This window comes from Pseudomonas nabeulensis (assembly GCF_004682045.1).
GTDB classification, from domain to species: domain Bacteria; phylum Pseudomonadota; class Gammaproteobacteria; order Pseudomonadales; family Pseudomonadaceae; genus Aquipseudomonas; species Aquipseudomonas nabeulensis.
The window spans coordinates 16,790-31,269 of sequence record NZ_QUZT01000038.1 but is presented as its reverse complement, the minus strand read 5'-3'; the positions used below and the strand labels follow the sequence as shown (position 1 = coordinate 31,269).

The following is a 14,480-nucleotide window of genomic DNA, read 5'->3' as shown; positions in this document are numbered from 1 at the left end:
TCGCTTTCACCATAACGTTGATTGTGCTAAAGCCTCCCTTTCTTGTTCAACTAGTTCATAAAGATGGTTTATTGACTCAAGTAGTTCGGCGTGATCGTTTGCTGGGGAATAGTTTAGAATTTTTAGATTATAATTATTGGATAGCAATCTTTTATACTCTGGTGTGGCCTTCCCAGATAATGCTACGTAGTGAGGTGGCGCGGCTCCAAATGAGCGAGAATATTGCTCAAGTATCAACGCAAGGTCAGGGTCGTTCATACCGCAGCCAATAAATATAAAGGTATGCGTAAATATAAGCGAGTCTACGGCTTTATAAAAGTTGGCATTTGCATTTCGGGTGTCAGCGTAATCTTCGCGAGTGAAGACAAGTCTATCTGGAGTGTCAATGCAGCCATGAACTTTTAAGATTAATCGCTGCGTGCCTGTTCCTCTTAGAGCTCTCGGAATATCATCGTCATAATACTTTTTTATCTTAAGAAGGTTCTGGTTGTGATTGCTTTGATTTGTTGCGTAGTTGTCATATATTTTGTCGAAGTTCGGAGTTAAGATTATGGAAGAATCAAGAGAGAAAATTGCTTCGTGTAGTTTGTTATGCTGATAAGCGGGTGTTAAAAATTTACTTTCAACGAATGGAACCCACTCGTTGTCAAGCTTGTATTTTATGATTTGACAGCAGCTTAGATAGTCACCATTTTTTAGAAGCGCCCTCATTTCTTTGTGAGGTGGTGGACATCTTTCAATTCCGTCTTCTAAAAATTTCTTCCACGACGGGGGCCGATCACCCCTGCCATTAACGGAACCCATGGAAGCACCCGCTCCAATAAATATAACTGAGCGTCTTCGTGCGATTGCAGATATTACTTCTTCAGGCCACGTAATCATTGAAAGGCCTTCAGATTGGTTGAGAAGTTTTTTGCGATACTTTCGAAAATGTCGAAAGAATCTTTAACTTTTACAAAGTGGGCTCCTACGATCCCGTCAGGGCTCTTTAAATCAAAAACAGGTTTTCGACTATTTTGTGACATGGGAATAAGACTATGTAAGTTCGGGATGGAACCAAGCTTGTATTCGAGTCCGACTGGTTCAGTTTGATCGTTTATTAAGCTGGACTCTATTGCCTTAGGGACTTCTATCATTATTTTTTCGTATGCTTTAACCGCTCGTCGTTCTCCTGTTTTATCTCTCTTGGCGGTGTATTGTTGGTTGACATAGCCGAGCAGCCGTAATCTGAAATCTAGATCGTCAACTTCTGTTTCGTTAGGGGAGTGAAGTGCTTGCAGGTGTAGATCAAGTCTTCGCTTCCACTCTTTAAGCCAGGACGAAATGTTCTCCGTGGCGCGTACACTAAATATGTCCATGGAGAGGGGGAGAACAAAAAAATCGCATGCGAGTAGCACCGCTCTATTTATTGAGCCGAGGGATGGGCCCATATCAAAAAAAACATAATCATATCCACTGCAGTTTTGTAAGAATTCGCGAAACATATAGGTAGTTCTAATTCCTCGGATTCCGCCAGCATTCCAATCTGATGCGAGGGTATCCTCGATCAGAGCGAGTCGTGGGTCGCCAAGAAGTACATCAACTTGAAAAGTTGGCGAGTGACGATACTCATTGCTGGTTGAATATCCCTTTCCTTGAGAAAGAGGTCGAGCCATAGAGTAAATGGTAAATGCAGATTTTTTTTCATAAATCTCGTCGAGAACTGCATCGTCGAACATATATTGTGTCGCATTGGTTTGTGGGTCGGCATCCACAAGTAAGACTTTTTTATTTTCGAATTTACTAAGGTAAGAGGCTAGGTTGCAAACGAGAGTTGTTTTGCCTACGCCGCCCTTGTTGGTAAAAAAAGCAACTGATTTCATGAATTTCCCTATATTGCTCCAGCGTGAATGGTATGGGAGCTCAAAGGATGATGGCTCATTGCCTTGGCACTTGTCGACCTGCTTGACGCGAGTAATTCAGCAAATATCTCTATTCAGCGCAGAGGCTAGAGGCGCAGACGCTGGAATTGCCGTCTGTCAGGCTTATAGCGTACTGAAGCTTTTTGCAAAGAAACCCATTTCCCCAATCTCTTCCGTTCAAGTTACCTTCTCTCGTCGCTTCCAACCCAGCGACCGGACTTGAGAATCCGAGAAACAATAGGCGCATAGGCGCCACCATCCATTAGACTATTGGCGCTTTTTTGTGCCCGCATTGTCTGTGTCATGGCGGCTATGCGTGGGAGACCTTCGGGTCTGCCGGGTTCCTATTGTCCCGGTTTCTCAGCCCGCGCATAGCTGCCACCCATTCGCATGAGAAACGAACGTGGCAGCTCACTACATTAGGAGCTAAAGCAATGAGCGTTTCTGATAGGTCGTACCCTCGTAGTTCTGCAATTCACACCTCCACCCACTCGGGAGGTGCCCAATGATCAACCCACCCCCAAACAAAACCCTTGGCGTCATCACCTTCTCCACCTGCGGCACTCAGCCCGCGCTCCACCACCTATTCCGCGTCAATTCCGGCGTGCCCATCCGCGATGCGCTGGAGCATGCCTCCGAGCTTCTCCACTGTTCAAAGCTGCTGGCAATGGACGCAGCGATGGACAAGGGCGCCGACCGCTATGCCTGGGCCGCGCATTATTTGGGGGAGATGGCCAAGGCGGTGGTGGATGATTTGGCTAAGGGGATGTTGCCGAATGGGGTTGCTGAAGAAGGTGGGGTGTAAGGCTGGAGGTTGATGGTGTGGGGGGGCCGCCATCGGGGGCAAGCCCCCTCCCACATTTTGAGCCAGTACATCAGTTAAATCGTGTAAGCAGTAAGAAAGACCTTGGTGCGCCAAGGTCTTTTTTTTGCCCGCTGATCAGCCCAGCAAGTGCTTGGAAATCAGACGCGAAATCTCAACAATCGACGTCTTCCCGGTGAATTCAAACTTCACTTTCCCCAACGACGAAAAATAAATCTCCAGCTCCGAATCCAAATCAAACGTGCCGGACGTCTCCACCGAATACGCCACGATGTTTTTATAGGGCAGGGAGGTGAAGTCCTTCTTGCTGCCGGTAATCCCCTGCACGTTCACCGCGATGATGCGCTTGTTGGTAAACACCACTCCGTCGCGCATGGATTTGTACGCATCCACCACTTGCTCACCCTCCAGCAGCAGGGCGGTGACGCGTTCGGCGTATTCGTTGTTTTGCTTGAGTTTGAAGAAGCCTTTGTTGTTGAAGTCGATCATGTGTCTGCCTTTTTGGGTGTATGCCGTTTTGCTCGCGGATCTGTATCTAACGCGGGCATTTTGAACGCCCTACCATGACGGCTAACCTTACAACCTTGGCCAGATGTTTCAACCAACGGAGCCGTCCCATGCCTGAACTGTCCAACTGGCTGGCCTATGCGCTGATTTCCCTCGGCATGGTGCTCACCCCCGGCCCGAACATGATCTATCTGATTTCCCGCTCGATCTGCCAAGGGCGCACCGCCGGGTTGATTTCCCTGGGCGGCGTGGCGTTGGGGTTTTTGGTTTATATGCTGTGCGCGGCGTTGGGGATCACGGCCTTGGTGATGGCGGTGCCGTTTGCTTATGACGCGCTACGGTTTGGCGGTGCTTTGTATTTGCTTTATATGGCCTGGCAGGCAGTGAAACCGGGTGGCCGCTCACCGTTCCAGGTGCGGGACTTGCCTAAGGACAGCCCACGCAAGCTGTTCACCATGGGCCTGGTGACCAACCTGCTGAACCCCAAGGTGGCGGTGATGTACTTATCGCTGCTCCCTCAGTTCATCGACCCCAACGGCCACAGCAGTGTGCTGACGCAATCGTTGGTGCTGGGCTTTACCCAAATTCTTATCAGCGTGAGCGTCAACGCGGCGATTGCCACCATGGCGGGCTCCATCGCGGTGTTCTTCGTCACCCGGCCCGGTTGGCAGGTGGTGCAGCGCTGGTTGATGGGCTCGGTGTTGATGGGGCTGGCGGTGCGGATGGCGGTGGAAGGGCGGCGGTGATTCGACTCACTGAATGTCTTTCAGATAATCCTTGAGGGTCGCTAACGGCGCAGACAGCGCATCGAGTTGATCGACGTTCTGCACCCCCTCCGCCAACCGCTGCAACTCCCGCCCCAACACGCTATCAACCCCACCCACGGCCAGCAGCGCCTGCGCGACACACTCATCCACCTTCGCCAAAATCCCGGCCAGATCCCCCTGGCGCACCAACAACCCAAACGCCTCCCGGTCATACCCCACCATCACCGGGTCATCGCGCAAAACTGGGCTGCCACCGTTCTCCTCATGCACCAATTTCAGTGCAAAAAGCGCCACAGCTTCCAGCGTCAATTCCATGGTCTTGGTTCCTCAACAGTCGGGGGAGGGCGATGATCACTGTTCTTGTGCGCTAAAGACAACCCCACGCTTCAGCGTTCCAGTATCAACTCCACGCGGCGGTTGCGGGCGCGGCCCTCTGGGGTGCTGTTATCGGCAAGGGGGTGGGTGTCGGCATAACCAATGGCAGCGAGGCGGTCCGGCTGGATGCCGTTGGCTTGTAGATAACGCACCACACTGCCTGCGCGAGCGCCGGAGAGTTCCCAGTTGGAGGGGAAGCGGGCGCTGCGGATGTCCTGGGTGTCGGTGTGGCCGGCGACGATGAGTTTATGCGGCACGCTGTCGAGTACCGGCAGCAGTTTGCGCAGCACGGCCAGGCCGCCGAGGTTGAGGTCGGATTGGCCGGAGGGGAACAGGATTTCGCTGCTGATGCGAAAGCTGACGCTGCTGTCGTTGGTGACCACTTCGATGTCATTGCCCAATTGATCCAGCGGCAGTTCGTTGAGCAGGTCCTGGGTTGTGGGTTTCGGCGGTTCCGGTTCAACGACGGCAACAGGTTCAGGCTCCGGTTCGACCACCACAGGCTCGGGCGATGGAGGTTGCGGCACCAACAGCAATGCGCCCGGCGCTTCGACCGACGTCAGGGCTTTCGCGGTAAACACCGGCGGCACGCCTTGCTGCGGACGCGCATGGCCCTTGCCCGCCAATGCCAGCATCGCCATGGTCACCACCAGCAGCAACGTCATCATGTCCAGGTAGGTCATCATCCACGTCTCGCCCGCCGCGTCCTCCACCGGCGGGATGCCGCTGGCAATCGCAGCGGCCTGGATGCGCGAAACCGGCCTCACGTGCGCGGTTTCCAACTGAGCTTGAGCGGTGCATGCACCGGCCCGTCGCGCAGTTCGTTCTGGTAATGGGCGACAAAGGATTTAAGCGTCTCGCGCATCAACCCGGGGCTGCGTTTGTTGGCCATCATCGCCACGCCTTGCAGCACCATGTTCATTACCACCACGCGCTGTTCGGTGCGCCGCTCCAGCTTCACCGCCACCGGTTTGCACAGCAGGTTGGCGAGCAGCACGCCGTAAAGCGTGGTCATCAAGCCCACCGCCATTTGCCGGCCGATGGTCACCATGTCGCCATCGCCGAGCACAAACATCAGGTTCACCAACCCCACCAATGTGCCGAGCATGCCGAATGCCGGGGCGTAGCTGGCCATCACGCGAAACAGCTGGGCCTCGGCGTGTTCCTTGGCCCGCAGCCGCGCGATGCGCCATTGCAGCAGGTCGAGGATGTCATCCAGTGGGGTCTTGTCGATCACCAGTTGTACGCCGGAGCGCAGGAACGGGTTTTTCACGCTGTCGAGGGCGTCTTCCACGGCGCGCAAGTCTTCGTCGATCCACAGGCGCGACAGGTTGACCAGTTCGTCGATGTCTTCCTGGGTGTATTCACGCTCGTGGCGCACCACGGTTTTGAGCAGGCTGAAAATCCGCAGCACTTCGCGCAAGGGGTAGCTGATGAAGGTCGCGGCAAAGGTGCCGACCACCACGATGCCCAATGCCGGCAGGTCGATGAACAAACCGGGTTGTTGTGCGCTGAACACCAGCAACACGGCCAGCAATAGCAGGCTGGCGAGCATGCCGATCAGGGTTGAGGGGTTCATGCAGCACTCCGGTTATGGGCCAAGGCAGGCTTTATAACGCGGCAGGTGCAGATTCAAATTGGCTAATACAGGCACTTTCAGGGGTGAAATCGGGTGGCTGCCGAATTTTTTTCAAGGGCTGCCTAAAGACGACAGATCGGATCGCCGATGTTCGCTTTGTCTGTACGGCAACGGCGCCGGATGCATCGGCGACGGGCCTCGAATCTGTCCCCAGCGGCTCACCCACGAAAGGAACTGCACCATGTCAGTTATCAATACCAACATCACATCCATGATCGCCCAGCAAAACCTGAACTCTTCGGAGAGCAGCCTGAGCACGTCCATCGAGCGCCTGTCGTCGGGCCTGAAAATCAACAGTGCTTCCGACGACGCCGCAGGCCAGGCGATTGCCAACCGCATGACCTCCCAGATCACCGGCCTGGAGCAAGCGAGCAGCAACGCCAGCGACGGCATCTCCCTGGCGCAGACCACCGAAGGCGCGCTGGACCAGGTGAACGACAACTTGCAGCGTATCCGTGAGCTGTCGGTACAAGCGGCCAACGGCACCAACTCCCAGTCCGACTTGCAGTCGATCCAGGACGAGATCACCCAGCGCCTGGACGAGATCGACCGTATCTCCTCGCAAACCGCGTTCAACGGCGTGGACGTGTTGTCCAAGGACCAGACCATCACCATCCAGGTCGGTGCCAACGACGGCGAAACCATCGATATCAAACTCAGCGAAATCAACTCCAAGACCCTGGGCCTGAGCGACTTCAACGTCAACGGCTACGACACCACCCTGACCGCCACCACCCTGTCGGATTCCTCGGGTACCGCGATCACCTCGACCAACACCAGCTACGTCGACAAATCCGGCACCACCATCAGCGGCGGCACGCTGTCGTCCGACGCCAAGGGCAACTACTTCCTGACCGTCGACGGCAAGACCTACGCGGCTGACGTGACCACCACCACCGACGGCACCACCACCACGGCCAGCATCAGCATCGACACCGACAACGCGGTGACCAAGAAGTCCACCAGCACCCTGACCACCCTCGACAATGCGCTGAACACCGTGGACTCCATGCGTTCGGACCTGGGTGCGGTGCAAAACCGCTTCGACTCGGCGATCACCAACATTTCCACCACCACCACCAACCTGACGTCGGCCCGTTCCGGCATTCAGGACGTGGACTACGCCACCGAAGTGTCGGCGATGACCAGTGCGCAGATCCTGCAACAAGCGGGCACTTCGGTATTGGCGCAGGCCAACTCCATGCCGCAGCAAATGCTGTCGCTGCTGCAGTAATTGCAACCCGGCGGTACGAAGGGGCCAGCGTACGCTGAGCCCCTTTTTTTGTGGGTTTATCCACGCTTTGCCCCGTTTTCTGCGCGATAGCATGTAGTGAGCGGGCTTGCCCCGCGCTGGGTGGCGAAGCCGCCCTAAATCCAGGCAACTCGGTCTCCATGAAACACCGCGGCGGCCTTGTTGGGGCGGCTTCGCCACCCAGCGCGGGGCAAGCCCGCTCACTACAGATTACCCATAAGGCTTCCCTTTGATGCCCAAGCCCGTACGTCCTACTTCCAATCGAAATACGCCAACCCTCGTCCAACTGCGACGCCTCAGCGAGCAACGCCCCAACGACCCGCAAGTGTGGAAAGACCTGGGCAACCTGCAATTGCTTGATGAACCCGAGCGCGCCCTGGCCAGTTTCGAGCAGGCGCTGCGCCTGTTACCCGATGAGCCCGAGGCATTGGAGCTGGTCGCCAAGGCCGCCCAAAAACTCGGCCACGCCGATCGTGCCCTGGAGCTGGTGCTCAAAGCGCTAAACCTCAATGAAGAGTTTGTCGCCGGCCATCACCGCCTGGCCACGCTGTATTTCGAAAAGGGCCAGTTCGCCAAGGCCCTGCCGCACATCGAAAAGGCACTGGAGCTGACCCCCCATGACGGCCGCATGCTGTCGCGCAAGGGCTTGATCCTCAATCGCCTGGAGCGTCACGGTGAAGCCATCGCGGTATTCGACCAACTTATCGCCCGCGAACCCGGCGACTACAGCCACTGGAACAACGCGGCCAACCTCTATAAAGACATCGGCCAATTGGCCACCGCCGACACCTACTACCAAAAGGCCGTGGCCCTGGCCAAGCGCAAGGACGTGCTGCCGTACTCCAACCGTCTGACGTCACTGCACTACGACCCCGAGCGCAGCCGCGAGTACATTTTCGACGTGTGCAAGGAATGGCAGTCGCGCTTCGCGCCCAAATCTGTGCCGCCGCGTCCCGACGTCAAAGACCGCGCCTCGGACCGTCGCCTGCGCATCGGCCTGGTCTCCGACGGCCTGCGTCAGCACCCGGTGGGCAATATGATCGTCGGCGTGCTGGAAAAACTGCCGCGCCATCAGTTCGAACTGTTCGCCTACAGCACCAGCCAGGTGTGCGACCACCTGACCCGGCGCATCCAGGCGGTGACCCAGCAGTGGCTGGGCATCAAGCACATGGATGACCCCGCGTTGGCCCAGCGTATCCGTGATGATCGCGTCGATATCCTGATCGACCTGTGCGGCCACAATGCCGGCAACCGCATGGGCGCCATGGCCCTGCAACCCGCACCGTTGCTGGTGAAGTGGGTCGGCGGGTTGATCAACACCACAGGCCTGGACGCCATCGATTACCTGCTCACCGACCGCATCGAATCCCCGGAAGGCGAAGACGCGTACTACACCGAAAAACTCATCCGCCTGCCCGACGACTACATCTGCTACGACCCGCCGCCCTACACCCCGGATATCCGCGCATTGCCCGCGTTGGCCAACGGTTATGTGACCTACGGCTGCTTCAATAACCCGACCAAGGTCAACGATGTACTGCTGGCGCGTTGGGCTGAATTGATGCGCGCCACGCCGCGTTCACGGCTGTTGCTCAAGGGCGGCGCGTTCGGCAACAGTGAATTGCGCGCCCATGTGCATGGGGTGATGGCGGCCCACGGTGTTGCCGAAGAGCGTGTGCTGATCGAAGGGCCGGTGGGCCACAAGACCTTGCTCGAAACCTACAACCGCATCGATATTGCCCTCGACCCGTGGCCGTATTCCGGTGGCCTCACCACCTGTGAAGCGCTGCTGATGGGCGTACCGGTGGTGAGCTTTCCCGGCCCGACCTTTGCCGGGCGCCACTCGGCCACGCATTTGGTCAACGCCGGGTTGCCGGAATTGGTGGTGCATAGCTGGGCGCACTACCAGCAACGTGTGATCGAATTGGCCAGTGACTTGGACAGCCTCAAGCGCATCCGCAGCCACCTGCGCGACGTGCTGATGAACTCGCCGGTGTGCGACAGCCAGCGTTTCGCCAACCACTTTGCCAGCGCCATGCGGGCGATCTGGCAGCGCTACTGCGCGGGCAAACCGGCAGCGGCGCTGACCCTGGACGCTCAAGGGCAGGCGCGCTTCGAAGGGGAGGCTGAACCGGTCGAACTGCACCACCCGGCGGCACCGGCTAAGCCAGCGGGTTTCAGCTTCACGTTCCAGGGCAAAGTGGTGACGCTGGACCATGGCGGCACGCTGATCGCGTCGGCGCAATTTGTGGCGCTGCAAACCATGGCGGCGTTCTCCACGGTGGCATTCGATCCCGCCAGCCGCATCGACAATGCGCGCCATCTGGCCCAGCTCGGCGAATTGCATTACTACCCCCATGCGGCGCTGGGCAATGGCCAACCGGCCACGCTTTACGCCTGCCTCGACCCGTTGATGAGCGCCACGCTGGAACCGTTACCGGCAGCCGCCGTACTGACGAAACTGCCGCTGCCCACGCTCAAGCTCGACGCCATCAACGGCTTGCCGCCGGTGGATTGGCTACTGCTGGACAACCTCAACGACAGCTTGGCGGTGGTCGAACATGGTCAGCGCACGCTGGCTGACACACTACTGGTGCAGGCGCGGGTCAACTTCACACCGACCCACGAACACCAGGCCGATGTGGGCTTGATCAGTCGCTGCCTGGCCCGCCGGGGGTTCAGTTTTTACCGGCTGAATAACCTGCAACATCAAGCGAACTGCTCCCACCTGACGTGTGCCGACGCGTTGTTTTTACCGGACGCAGCACGCATGGCCGAGCTGTCGGATAACCAGCGGCTGAAACTCGCGTTCCTGTTGCACACGGTGTATCGGCTCTTTGATATGGCGAGCGAGCTGCTCAAGTCTGTCGACCCGGAACTGGCTGTGCACTACCTCAAGCATCGCGACAACCCCGAGCCGGTTGCAACGAAGTGGCGCACTCCGAATCTTGATTGAAATGCGATAAAAATGTGGGAGGGGGCTTGCCCCCGATAGCAGTGGGTCAGCCAATACATCTGTGACTGATACACCGCCATCGGGGGCAAGTCGAATCGTCGCACCGCCCCTCCCACATTTGATCTCCAGTGACAGTTAGAGCGGCGGTGGGTCAGTCCCTCATGCTCACATGCAACCGCGCAATCGCCTGTGCATGCAGCTGACACACCCGCGACTCACTCACTTCCAGCACCACCCCAATCTCCCGCAGGTTGAGCTTTTCGTGGTGACACAACGCAAGCAGCAAGCGCTCCCGTGGCGGCAGGGCGTCGATGGCGCGGGTGAGGTTGGCGCGGTTGCGCTCGTTGAGCAGTTCGGCGAAGGGGGTTTGCAGGCGGGAGCTTGAGCTTTCGCTGTGTTCTTCGTCGATGTCGTCGAAGGGCAGCATCTGGCTGCCGTTGGTGTCATCCAGCACCTTTTGGTATTCGACAAGCGACAGGCCCATGGCTGCGGCCACTTCTCGTTCCTTGGCCGGGCGGCCCAGGCTTTGCTCCACGCGATGCATGGCATCTTCCACCGCCCGCGCATTGCGCCGCACACTGCGCGGCACCCAGTCACGGGTGCGCAACTCATCGATCATTGCTCCGCGAATGCGTTGCGAGGCAAAGGTGGCGAAGGTGGCGCCGACGCTCAAGTCATAACGGGTCATGGCGTCGAGCAGGCCGATGCTGCCAGCCTGGATCAAGTCGTCCAATTCGATATTGGCGGGCAGCCGGGTCTTCAACCCCAGTGCCTGGCGCCGGACCATGGGGAGGTACTGCTGCAGCACGTCTTGCTGGTTAATCTTGCCCTGTGCCGTATACATGGTGCGCGCCTGCGAAAGACAGAAAATCCACGGGATTATTACCGCTGGGCCTGCGCGCTTAAGCGCAGAACAGCTAGGTGGTGGGCGACATGTTCCTTGCTTAACGCTGCGCACTCACTTGGGCTTGCCGCCGATCACGTTAGTCATGCGCAACGTGCGGTCATCGGGAATCTCGCTGAGGGCGATCACCGTCAGCTGGCGCAAACGTCGGCGCAGGAAGCGCGACAACACTGGCCGCAGCTTGTTGGGCACCACCAGCACCGGCGGTTCGGCGCTGTGTTCCTGGCGTTGCAGGGTCAGGGTGGTCTGTTGCATCAGGTTGTCCGCCAGGCTCGGCTCCAGCGCGCCGCCGTTGCCCACCGCCTGCATCAGCACTTGTTCGAGGTTGAAGTCCAGGCCGATGACTTTCAGTTCGGTCTTGTTGCCGAACAGTTGGTTGACGATGGAGCGGCCCAGGGCGATGCGCACCACGGCGGTCAGCTCCTGCACATCCGGCGGTTGCTGCACGCCGCCGTGTTCGGCCAGGGCGTCGAGGATGGTGCGCATATCGCGGATCGACACGTTTTCTTCCAGCAGGTTTTGCAGCACCCGTTGCAACACGGTCAGCGACACCAACTTGGGCACCACTTCATCGATCAGGCCCTTGCTGTCGGGGCCGAGTTTATCCAGCAGCTTCTGTACTTCGCCCCGGCCAAGCATGTCCTTGGCGTGCTGGTGCAGCAGGTGGTTGAGGTGGGTGGCGGTCACGGTGCTGGCGTCGACCACGGTATAGCCGTAGATCTGCCCGTGTTCGCGCAGGTTGGGTTCGATCCAGATCGCCGGCAGGCCAAACGCTGGGTCGACTGCGGTGGTGCCTTCCAGTTCATGGGTGACCTTGCCGGGATTGATCGCCAGCCATTTGCCGGGGAACACCTCGCCACGGCCGATTTCCACGCCCTTGAGGCTGATGATGTAGGTGTTGGCGGCCAGTTCCAGCTTGTCGCGCACATGCACCACCGGCGGCAGGAATCCCATGTCCTGGGCGAACTTCTTGCGCAGGCTCTTGATGCGGGTGATCAGTTCGCCTTGCTGGCGCGCGTCCACCAGTTGGATCAGGCGATGGCCGACCCGCAGGCTCAGCGTATCCACCAGTTGCACATCATCCCAGGATGCTTCGCTGCCCTGGGAGGCGGATTTGGGCAGCAGCGTCTGGGTGGGCGAGCCTTCCGGCACGAGTTCTTCCTGTTTGGAGAACCACCAGCCCAACCCGGCCAGCAGTCCGGTCAGCAGCAAAAACACCAGGTTTGGCATGCCCGGCACCAGGCCGAGCAGACCCATGACGCCGGCAGTCATCATCAACACCTTGGGACGGCTGAACAGCTGGCCCATCATCTGTTGGCCCACGTCCTGTTCGGTGTTGACGCGGGACACGGTCACACCGGCGGCAATCGAAATCACCAGGCCGGGGATCTGTGCCACCAACCCATCGCCGATGGTCAGCATGGTGTAGGTGTGCGCAGCGTCTGAAAAGGCCATGCCGTGTTGCAGGATGCCGATGGCCAAACCGCCGATGATGCACACGCCCATGATCACCAAACCGGCCACGGCGTCACCGCGCACAAACTTGCTGGCGCCGTCCATGGAACCGAAAAAGTCCGCTTCCTGGGCCACCTCCTTGCGGCGCTGGCGCGCTTGGGGTTCGCCGATCAGGCCGGCGTTGAGGTCGGCGTCGATTGCCATTTGCTTGCCGGGCATGGAGTCCAGGGTGAAGCGCGCGCCCACTTCGGCGATACGCCCGGCGCCCTTGGTGATCACCATGAAGTTGATGGTCACCAGGATCAAAAACAGCGCCAGGCCGACGGCAAAGTTGCCGCCCACCAGGAACTCACCGAACGCCTCGATCACCTTGCCCGCCGCGTCCGCGCCGGTGTGGCCTTCCATCAGGATCACCCGGGTGGACGCGACGTTCAGCGACAGCCGCAGCAGCGTGGTAAACAGCAGCACCGACGGAAACGCGGAGAAATCCAACGGCTTCTCGGTGAGCATGCTGACCATCAACACCATGATCGCCAGGGCGATGTTGAAGGTGAACAACAGGTCGAGGATGAAGGTGGGCAGCGGCAGGATCATCATCGACAAGATCAGTACGATCAGCACCGGGCCGGTCATGACCTTCAAGTCGGTGCTGGCCAGCCAGGAGTCGGGGCCGAATAAATCGGTCATGCCTTTCATGTGTTCGGTTCATCCTCAGGTGTCGGGTTGCGCGGGCCACGCTGGTCCATGCCGTGCGGTACGTTCAGGTTCACCGGGGTCGGCGGCAGGTCGCCGCCTTGCTCGCTGACGCGCTTGAGGCGGATCGCCCAGGCAACGACTTCGGCGACCACGGTGTACAGCTCAATGGGGATTTCACGGTCGAGGTCGACGTGGAAATACAAGGCCCGCGCCAGGGGCGGGGCTTCAAGCATCGGCAAGTGATGCTCAGCAGCAATTTCGCGAATGCGCAGGGCCACGTCATCGGCGCCCTTGGCTACCACACGCGGCGCGCCGTTTTTTTCTTTCTGGTACGACAAGGCCACGGCGAAGTGGCTGGGGTTGGTCACGATCACATCGGCCTTGGGCACCTTGCTCATCATGCGTCGCCGTGCGCGGGCCTGTTGCACCTGGCGGATCTTGGCCTTGATATGCGGGTCGCCGTCGGCGTTCTTGTGTTCCTGGCGTTGTTCTTCCTTGGACATGCGCAGGTTCTTGGCGTAGGTCCACAGCTGGTAGGGCACGTCCATGCCCACCACGATAATCAGCGCGGCCACGCACATCGCACAGGCCGTGGCGGTGAGGCTCATCATTGCGGCCAGGGCTTTTTGCGCGGGCATATGGGGCAGGGTCAGCAACTGGTCGAGATGGCTGCGCAGGAAGGTATAAATCACCAGGCCGATCAGGCTGGCCTTGGCGATGGCCTTGGCCAACTCCACCAGCACTTGGACCGAGAACAATCGCGCCAGCCCGCTGATGGGGTTGACCCGCGAGAACTGCGGGCGCACGGCCTTGAGGGTGATCACCAACCCGCCCAGCAGGGCCGGTGCCGCCAGGGCGGCCAGCACCATCAGAGCAAAGAATGGCGCCAGGGCGAACAGCGCGGTTTGCGCCAGGCTCCACAGGGTGCTGAGCATGCGCGCGGTGTCGAACAGTTGGGCGCGGTCGAACAGCAACGCCTGTTCCATCACTTGGCCAAGGTCGTCGTAAAGGCTACCGCCAAGCAGCCACAGCCCGCCGATGCCGGCCAGCAGCATGACGAAAGTGTTCATTTCGCGGGAACGGGCGACTTGGCCCTCTTCGCGGGCCTTTTCGATGCGCCGCGGGGTTGCCGCTTCGGTCTGGTCTTCTTTGCTGGTCTCGGCCATGGCCGGTAGTGTGCGCAGCCGGGACGGTCACTGATCGCA

The 14,480-nt window shown here is 58.7% G+C and carries 13 protein-coding genes; 4 read left to right on the top strand and 9 right to left on the bottom strand.

The window, feature by feature from the left end:
• Positions 1 to 6: 6 nt before the first annotated feature.
• Positions 7 to 882, bottom strand: a complete 876-nt coding sequence (locus tag DYL61_RS19465) for an SIR2 family protein (protein ID WP_135309672.1) — start codon at positions 880 to 882, stop codon at positions 7 to 9.
• Positions 879 to 1,862, bottom strand: a complete 984-nt coding sequence (locus DYL61_RS19460; RefSeq protein WP_135309671.1) for a ParA family protein — start codon at positions 1,860 to 1,862, stop codon at positions 879 to 881. Before DYL61_RS19460 ends, DYL61_RS19465 begins: the two co-directional genes overlap by 4 nt.
• 544 nt (positions 1,863 to 2,406) lie before the next feature.
• Between DYL61_RS19460 and DYL61_RS19455 the strand changes: the two genes are divergently transcribed.
• Positions 2,407 to 2,706, top strand: coding sequence for a DUF3077 domain-containing protein (locus DYL61_RS19455; RefSeq protein WP_105697882.1), 300 nt, complete (start codon positions 2,407 to 2,409; stop codon positions 2,704 to 2,706).
• A gap of 135 nt (positions 2,707 to 2,841) precedes the next feature.
• Here the strand turns inward: DYL61_RS19455 and DYL61_RS19450 are convergent, their stop codons facing one another.
• Complete coding sequence (locus tag DYL61_RS19450) at positions 2,842 to 3,213, bottom strand: PH domain-containing protein (protein ID WP_135309670.1); 372 nt, start codon at positions 3,211 to 3,213, stop codon at positions 2,842 to 2,844.
• A gap of 128 nt (positions 3,214 to 3,341) precedes the next feature.
• Here DYL61_RS19450 and DYL61_RS19445 point away from each other — a divergent pair, with 128 nt between their 5' ends.
• Positions 3,342 to 3,977, top strand: a complete 636-nt coding sequence (locus tag DYL61_RS19445) for a LysE family translocator (RefSeq protein WP_135309669.1) — start codon at positions 3,342 to 3,344, stop codon at positions 3,975 to 3,977.
• Between the two features lie 6 nt (positions 3,978 to 3,983).
• Here DYL61_RS19445 and DYL61_RS19440 read toward each other — a convergent pair whose 3' ends face one another.
• From DYL61_RS19440 to DYL61_RS19430, 3 genes are all read right to left on the bottom strand, one after another.
• Positions 3,984 to 4,313 carry a hypothetical protein gene (locus DYL61_RS19440; protein ID WP_135309668.1) on the bottom strand — a complete coding sequence of 110 codons (330 nt, stop codon included), beginning with the start codon at positions 4,311 to 4,313 and terminating at the stop codon, positions 3,984 to 3,986.
• 71 nt (positions 4,314 to 4,384) lie between these two features.
• Complete coding sequence (locus DYL61_RS19435; RefSeq protein WP_135309667.1) at positions 4,385 to 5,140, bottom strand: OmpA/MotB family protein; 756 nt, start codon at positions 5,138 to 5,140, stop codon at positions 4,385 to 4,387.
• Positions 5,137 to 5,952, bottom strand: a complete 816-nt coding sequence (locus tag DYL61_RS19430; RefSeq protein ID WP_135309666.1) for a motility protein A — start codon at positions 5,950 to 5,952, stop codon at positions 5,137 to 5,139. Before DYL61_RS19430 ends, DYL61_RS19435 begins: the two co-directional genes overlap by 4 nt.
• A 241-nt stretch (positions 5,953 to 6,193) precedes the next feature.
• Here DYL61_RS19430 and DYL61_RS19425 point away from each other — a divergent pair, with 241 nt between their 5' ends.
• Both DYL61_RS19425 and DYL61_RS19420 read left to right on the top strand, forming a co-directional pair.
• Positions 6,194 to 7,246, top strand: a complete 1,053-nt coding sequence (locus tag DYL61_RS19425; protein WP_105697874.1) for a flagellin N-terminal helical domain-containing protein — start codon at positions 6,194 to 6,196, stop codon at positions 7,244 to 7,246.
• Positions 7,247 to 7,496: 250 nt separating this feature from the next.
• Complete coding sequence (locus DYL61_RS19420; protein WP_238704590.1) at positions 7,497 to 10,220, top strand: O-linked N-acetylglucosamine transferase, SPINDLY family protein; 2,724 nt, start codon at positions 7,497 to 7,499, stop codon at positions 10,218 to 10,220.
• Positions 10,221 to 10,371: 151 nt separating this feature from the next.
• On the opposite strand, the gene DYL61_RS19415 is transcribed toward DYL61_RS19420, so the two are convergent.
• From DYL61_RS19415 to flhB, 3 genes are all read right to left on the bottom strand, one after another.
• Positions 10,372 to 11,064 carry an RNA polymerase sigma factor FliA gene (locus DYL61_RS19415; protein ID WP_135309665.1) on the bottom strand — a complete coding sequence of 231 codons (693 nt, stop codon included), beginning with the start codon at positions 11,062 to 11,064 and terminating at the stop codon, positions 10,372 to 10,374.
• A 114-nt stretch (positions 11,065 to 11,178) separates the two neighbouring features.
• Entirely contained in the window at positions 11,179 to 13,275 is a 2,097-nt protein-coding gene (gene flhA / locus DYL61_RS19410; RefSeq protein ID WP_135309664.1) for a flagellar biosynthesis protein FlhA, read from the bottom strand.
• The gene (gene flhB / locus DYL61_RS19405) at positions 13,272 to 14,441 is read right to left on the bottom strand and encodes a flagellar biosynthesis protein FlhB (protein WP_135309663.1); all 1,170 of its coding nucleotides are present in this window, start codon (positions 14,439 to 14,441) and stop codon (positions 13,272 to 13,274) included. Before flhB ends, flhA begins: the two co-directional genes overlap by 4 nt.
• Positions 14,442 to 14,480 lie beyond the last annotated feature (39 nt).

Excerpts from the sequence above, each read along its gene's own strand:
- DYL61_RS19465 (WP_135309672.1), bottom strand. The coding sequence starts at position 882 with ATGATTACGTGGCCTGAAGAAGTAATATCTGCAATCGCACGAAGACGC.
- DYL61_RS19460 (WP_135309671.1), bottom strand. The coding sequence starts at position 1,862 with ATGAAATCAGTTGCTTTTTTTACCAACAAGGGCGGCGTAGGCAAAACA.
- DYL61_RS19455 (WP_105697882.1), top strand. The coding sequence starts at position 2,407 with ATGATCAACCCACCCCCAAACAAAACCCTTGGCGTCATCACCTTCTCC.
- DYL61_RS19450 (WP_135309670.1), bottom strand. The coding sequence starts at position 3,213 with ATGATCGACTTCAACAACAAAGGCTTCTTCAAACTCAAGCAAAACAAC.
- DYL61_RS19445 (WP_135309669.1), top strand. The coding sequence starts at position 3,342 with ATGCCTGAACTGTCCAACTGGCTGGCCTATGCGCTGATTTCCCTCGGC.
- DYL61_RS19440 (WP_135309668.1), bottom strand. The coding sequence starts at position 4,313 with ATGGAATTGACGCTGGAAGCTGTGGCGCTTTTTGCACTGAAATTGGTG.
- DYL61_RS19430 (WP_135309666.1), bottom strand. The coding sequence starts at position 5,952 with ATGAACCCCTCAACCCTGATCGGCATGCTCGCCAGCCTGCTATTGCTG.
- DYL61_RS19425 (WP_105697874.1), top strand. The coding sequence starts at position 6,194 with ATGTCAGTTATCAATACCAACATCACATCCATGATCGCCCAGCAAAAC.
- DYL61_RS19420 (WP_238704590.1), top strand. The coding sequence starts at position 7,497 with ATGCCCAAGCCCGTACGTCCTACTTCCAATCGAAATACGCCAACCCTC.
- DYL61_RS19415 (WP_135309665.1), bottom strand. The coding sequence starts at position 11,064 with ATGTATACGGCACAGGGCAAGATTAACCAGCAAGACGTGCTGCAGCAG.
- flhA (WP_135309664.1), bottom strand. The coding sequence starts at position 13,275 with ATGAAAGGCATGACCGATTTATTCGGCCCCGACTCCTGGCTGGCCAGC.
- flhB (WP_135309663.1), bottom strand. The coding sequence starts at position 14,441 with ATGGCCGAGACCAGCAAAGAAGACCAGACCGAAGCGGCAACCCCGCGG.